This window comes from Stieleria sp., from assembly GCF_041595215.1.
Taxonomy (GTDB): Bacteria; Planctomycetota; Planctomycetia; order Pirellulales; family Pirellulaceae; genus Stieleria; species Stieleria magnilauensis.
In genome coordinates this window covers 1-6,172 of sequence record NZ_JBFHKV010000466.1, presented here as the reverse complement: position 1 = coordinate 6,172, position 6,172 = coordinate 1, and the positions used below count along the sequence as shown (strand labels likewise).

General features: G+C 59.8%; 4 protein-coding genes. 1 reads left to right on the top strand and 3 read right to left on the bottom strand.

The features are described 5' to 3' along the window. Positions 1-7 precede the first annotated feature (7 nt). Positions 8-175: a response regulator gene (locus ABX749_RS17945; protein WP_372897171.1), complete on the top strand. Its 168-nt coding sequence runs from the start codon at positions 8-10 to the stop codon at positions 173-175. Positions 176-200: 25 nt separating this feature from the next. Here ABX749_RS17945 and ABX749_RS17940 read toward each other — a convergent pair whose 3' ends face one another. The 3 genes from ABX749_RS17940 to ABX749_RS17930 form a co-directional block, all read right to left on the bottom strand. Next, on the bottom strand, positions 201-2,360 hold the full coding sequence (locus ABX749_RS17940) for a peptidase (protein WP_372897170.1): 2,160 nt from the start codon (positions 2,358-2,360) through the stop codon (positions 201-203). A gap of 253 nt (positions 2,361-2,613) precedes the next feature. Further along, complete coding sequence (locus ABX749_RS17935; RefSeq protein WP_372897169.1) at positions 2,614-3,990, bottom strand: DUF1501 domain-containing protein; 1,377 nt, start codon at positions 3,988-3,990, stop codon at positions 2,614-2,616. 118 nt (positions 3,991-4,108) lie between these two features. After that, the gene (locus ABX749_RS17930; protein ID WP_372897168.1) at positions 4,109-5,926 is read right to left on the bottom strand and encodes a DUF1553 domain-containing protein; all 1,818 of its coding nucleotides are present in this window, start codon (positions 5,924-5,926) and stop codon (positions 4,109-4,111) included. Between the last annotated feature and the right edge of the window lie 246 nt (positions 5,927-6,172).

Below are 6,172 nucleotides of genomic sequence, written 5' to 3'. Positions count from 1 at the left end.
GGATCTATTGCGACAGCTGAGAAGGAACCATCTTGATTTGTCCGTGATCGTGATCAGTGGGAACGCCGACAAGCAGGTCGTCAGAACCGCAACCGAGCTTGGCGTGACCGAGGTTCTTCACAAACCGGTCCAGCCGCACGATTTGGTGGACGTCGTCCAGAGGGCGTTGGGATGATCGGCAACTCCGCAACCCCGCCGCGTCAACGGCTTGCCCGTTGCGACGTCACTTCAAAGGGCATCGCGGGCAGGAAGCCATAGTCGGTACGTCTGGGTTTGGGTGCAGGGTCGGCTTCGGTCGGCTCGGGGGTGAATTCCTTGTAGACACTCAACAACAGGTTCCCCCGCTCGCCCGGCTGAATCTTCTCACCAGACACCTCTAGCTTGATCGCCGCGCCCCCGACCGCATCCGGAACGATCGAAGCGGTGATTCCCTCGGGGGCTTCGTACAGTTCGACATACAATTGATCGACCGGCGTCCGTTGGGCATTGATCATGGCCCGTAACAAGAACGCTCCGTCACGCGGCAGCTCAATCCCGTCCTCGGGCATGGCGATCTTCAGCGGCATGTCGGCCCCAGGGCGTCCGCTGACCATCACGTTCCAGTTTTCCACCGGAACCAGGTGGTACCAGATGAACGCTTGCATCATGTTCTCCGCGGGAATCGCCGGCCGCACGATTTTGGATCGGCTCCGCAATCGCCTCGGTGCGGAACCTTCCATCTGCAGGGTGATCGCTGTCTCAGTCGGCTTCTGGGGGACGGTCAGCGTCATCCGAATTTGATCGGATGTTCCAGGGATCATACCGCCATCGAGACGGTATCCGGGCGGCGGATCAACGAGGGATAGATCGATGTCCTGGTCGAAGCCGTCCTTGCGCAGCGCGAACACGCTGATCGGTACGACCTGTCCGGCGCGGGCGATGATGCTGGACGGCACCACGCGGAGCTCATAGTCGGCTTGCGGTGGTCGGAGATGAAGTCGATACCCGAAATCGGGACCGCCGTTGCCTTGCGCATCGGTGACGGTCAGGTAGTAGTCCGATCGCGAGCCGACCGAAGCCTCCAGGTGCGAATCGGCGTGATGGGTCAGCATCGCTTGCGACAGGTCCTTGTAGTCGTCATTGAAAGCGACTTCGTTTCCTTGGGCGTCGGTCAACGTCAACATCGAATCGAGTGGCGAACCGAGACGACGCGCGTGAATTTCGGCGATGATTCGACCGGTGGCGTTGATCCGATAAATGTCCACGTCACCCGGTTCATCAATTCGGCCATTGACCGTCATGCGAGTGGAGATCTCTTGTGCGGTTTCTCGATCGTTGTTGGTCGCTTCCTCCATCACTTCCGGCCAATGGTCAATTTGCAACGGAAAACGCACGGCGTGATCGCCTTGGATGGAGGAGTACCAGCGTTGGGGTCGATACTGCTGGCGCGACATGGTTCGGATCTTCTGCTCCGTTCGGGTCAGGTTCCAGCCTCGCAATTGGATCGTTGATTCCGATTCCACGCGTGCCCCGAGCGGAAAGACGCTGGTGACAAACGGTATTTCACCTACCGTGATTCGATACACAAAGTCCTCGCGGCCACGAAACAGTGCGTCGCGGATTTCAAGCGTGTAACGGCCGTCCCGGGGAACTTCAAAATAGAGCAACGGATCTTGGCGGTAGTAGAACGAATCGGCGAAACTCACTTCGTCACCGGCTTCGTCCGTCATCCGTACGACCGCTTGAAACCATCCGGGGACGGCATCGGCGAGGTAGGGGATCACCTCACGGGCGGCGACGTGAACCACCAGCTTCATGCCTTGCTTGGCTTCCATCCGAAATCGATCGACGTCCCCCGGCATGATCTGGCCGTTGATCACCAGCGGAAAACGCCCCGTCACCTCTGTGGCGACCAGATCGTTCGGCTCCGACTCACGCGTCTCCATCCAGCGATCCACATGGAACCAGATCGGGTTGGAGATCGCATTGTCGCTCAGGAATCGCAACTCCCGCTTTCCTACCGCGGCTTCCAACGACGCGGTGATCCGCAACGTGACCTCTTCTTCGAGTTGGTCATTGGGTTGACGTTTGGGATCGCGGTCACGCCTGCGATAGATCTCCATCTCGCGGAGTTGTTCTTCGGTGATCCCGGCGGCCTCGGCGATCTCCTCGTCGGTCGGATTGTTGTTGCTGCCCCGTAAAACGGCCTGTCCCATCAGCCGTTCGCGCGTCTCGCGAAACTTCATGTTCAGGTTGTTGTACTCACCCGCAGTCAGTGGCCGGTACCAACGCAGAATCTCTACTTTGACGCCCTCGCCGGACACGTAGACTTCGCTGGCATCCTTCAAGTACTGTCCGCCGACAACGACTTCACAGGTCATCCCACGTTCGCATCCGGCCGGAAAGACGTACGCCAGATGCGGAGCTCTGCCGCGGTTTTGCGCCAGTGCCGGGGCAGACGCTACCGCGCACAACAACAGCACCGCGCAAAACGCTGACCGTGGAAGCGGGTGTTGATTCATCGTTGCCTCTCGATCATGAGGTGGGTTAAGCATCCTGCTTGCTATTGAGCCTGAATCGCAAGCTGGAAGCTTACGCCACGTTCGCAAGCCGGAAGCTTACGGCACTTGTTTGTTAGGTGATTTCTTTGAGTCGTCCGCCGCTTTTCATGCCCTCGTCCGCTCCGGGCGTGGCTCGAACAAATTCGCCCATCGGATGCGGCAAACTGGCCTCGGGGTCGATGCCCAGTAATTCGTACATCGTGCCGATCAGATCGCCGGGATAGACCGGCCGGTCCTGGACGGTTTCGCCGCGTGCATCGGACGTCCCGACGACATGGCCGCCTTGAAACCCACCCCCGGCAACCAACGATGAGAACACCGAACCGAAGTGATGGCGACCACCATTCCAGGGCGATTCGGAAGCGACCTTGGGCGTGCGTCCGAATTCACCGATGCACCACACGATGGTGCTGTCCAACATGCCGCGGTCGTCCAGGTCGGCGATCAGCGTCCCCAGACCGCGATCGAGTTCAGGCAACTTGCGACGCATCGACGGGAAATGGTCTTTGTGTGTGTCCCAACCGCCGTGATTGATCGTCACAAATTTGCAACCGTTTTCGATCAATCGCCGCGCCGCCAAACACGATTGGCCAAACTTGGTGCGGCCGTAACGCGTCCGCATTTCATCCGGTTCGGTGTTCAAATCAAAGACCTTTCCCGCATCACCGACGATCAAGTCGTAGGCGTGTTGGCGGGCTTGGGCCGCCATCGACAAACTGGGACGGCCGGGGATCGCACTGCCGAGCGAGTTCATTTCGCCAAGCAATCGCCGTCGATCCAGTTGTTGCTCTTTGGACAGATGGGGCGAAATGATGCCTTCCACGGCGAACCGCGCCGCGTTCGGGTCGCCACCTGTGGCAAACGGTTTGTATTTGATTCCCATGAACCCGGCTTCGGAGAACCGACCTTGTGGATTGGTCAGGACGATGTACGGCGGGATCAGATTTTCTTTCTCACCCGGTTTCAGTTCGGGGAAACCTTTGAAGGCCGTGACGACGGCGCCCGCGGCGGGATAGACCAGCCGCCCCGGCATGCGACCGGTTTGAGTCAAGTAGGATGCGGTTTCGTGTCCATTGACGCCGTGGGTCATGCTGCGAATCAACGCGTATTTGTCCGCCACCTTGCTGAGTTCGGTCAACAGTTCCCCGATGTGGATCCCGGTGACGTTGGTCGCACTGGTGCCGCTGAGCGGGCCGGTGTAGTCGCTGCCCGATTCCGGCTTCGGATCAAACGTATCGGTGTGCGGCGGCCCGCCGGCCAACCAGATTTGGATCACCGCCTTGGCCTTGGCCGAATCCAGCCGGGCGGCCGAATCCACATCGGCCGACGAGGGCGTTGCCCCCGCGGCAGCCGTGTCTGCGGCGCATCGGTGTGCGGAGATCAATTGAGACGCCATCATCAAACCGGCAGCATTGATCGCGCCACCGTGCACGACCTGTCGGCGGCTCAATCGTCCGCAATCGTTTCGTCGTCTCGGTCTCATCGTCATTCTCACAGTTAAAAAGTGGCGTAAGCTTCCAGCTTGCGCTCGTGGCGTAAGCTTCCAGCTTGCGGTCGTGGCCTAAGCTTCAATGTCGGAATAAAAACTCATCACTATTGATCAGGACCCAAGCCAACTCGCGCGCCCCACGCGGATCGTCACAGAGCGCCGCAGCCGTATTGAGTTCATTTTCGGTCGGTCTTCGAGACAGGATGGCCAAATAAATTCTCTCGGCGGTGTCCCAGGAATCGCGGCCCTGTTGGACCAACGATTGGATTCCAGGTCCACGCTCGATCTTATTGCGGATGTGATTGGAATTGAGCAGATGCAGAGCCTGCGACGCCGTCAGGCGGTTGTTGCGTTCGGACAACAGACCGGTGTCACGCGCAGGGCGGCCGAACATTTCCAGGAAGCTGCTGGTGATGCTGCCATCGGGCAGCACGATCGCGCGGTGACCATCGGGCAGGAACGTAAAGGGTTCCGGGATGATGCTCATGTAGGTTTCGGTCGTGCCGGTGATTTGGCAAATCGCGTCAATCAAGACCTCGGCGTCGAGTCGTTGGGTCGGGTAATAGGCGAAGTGCTCGGCCGCGCGATCGTCATCGGATTCGGCAATGCACGAGAGTTGGTAGGCACTGGAGTTGAGGATCAAGCGATAGACGTGCTTGATGTCGTAGTCCGAAGCAACCAGTTCCCGCGCGAGCGTGTTGAGCAGTGGCAGGTTGGCGGGCGGGTTGTCCTGCCGCACGTCGTCGGGCGGCTCGACGATGCCGCGGCCGAGCAACCAGTACCAGATACGATTGGTGACCGCGCGGGCGAACCAGGGGTTGCGGCGGTCGGTCAACCAATCGGCAAAGACCTGACGAGGATCCTGATCCGGCGGAATGCGAACCGACACACCGCTGGGGTAGACGGCATCGACGGCTTGATTGGGATCGGCTCCGTTGCGGCGTCGATCAAAGAACACGATCTCTTCTTTCCATTCGCCGGTCGGTTTGTAGCCGACCTTGCTGAAGAATTGTGCCACGCCGGCGCGTCGGGTTTCGGGCCAACCCTCGGATCGCTCACCGAGAAACGTCAACGCGACGACGTGCGAGATCGCCTCGGGTTCCTTGCTCTGAAGCGCCCGATAGAAATTGACTTGGGGCGTTCGAAAGTTACTTCCCGACGCAGTCAACAACTCGCGTGCGAATCGGTCATAGGGCAGGTTGGTCTTGATCGCCGAATGGATCCAGCGGTGGTAGGCCTGCGCCGCTCCGGGCCACAGATTGATCGGAAACTCCGCCTTGACGCGCAGGACGTCGCACCATTTCATCGCCCAATAATCGGCGAATTCAGGTCGCTGAAGCAATTCATCGACCAGGGCTTGCCGTTTGTTCTCCTGGTGGTTGTCCAAGAACGACTTGGCCTCTTGGACCGTGGGCAGGGTTCCCAACACGTCGACATAGAGTCGCCGCAGGAAGACTTCGTCCGAGCAGAGTTTGGCGGGTTTGATGTTCAGCGCGATCAATTGTCGAAAGACATCGTCGTCGACGGCATTGTGGCCGTGGACCGGGTGGGAGCTTTCGTAGATGTCGCGGACATCGGGCACGTTGCCTGGAGCGGATCGGCCGAGCCCGGAGGCGGTGACCATCGTCGCGGCGTTGGCGAGCGGGCGAGGCTGTGAGGAGCTCGGGTCGACACCGGCCAACAACCGGCCAGTCGCGTTGGGTGACGTCTGCCGGCGCGGGGCCGGATCCGGCGTGGGCTGCCCCGGCAACGCGGCAGCCGAACGTTCCGGACCGTCGGCGGGCCGTTGCGTCGCGATCCGGGATGGATCGTCGGCCACATCGGGAACGGTCAACCACCAGACCAAACCGCACAACAAGGTGACCGAAACTGACGCCGCACAAGCCAGGATCCACATCGGGCTCCAAGGTTCTCGGTGTCTTCGAAAACGGTTGTTCCGTACTCGAAGGACGCCAAAGTCCTGGGGGGCGAAGGGACGACTCGACATCACATGCCTGTTGAAATCAATTTAGGACGAGGGGGAAACATCTGAAAACGCGACGCCTTCGATCTCGACAAGCAGTTCGGGCCGACACACATCCGCCACGGCGTAGATCGCCGGCACGGATCCAAACCGGGCTTCGCAAATCGATCGACATGTCTC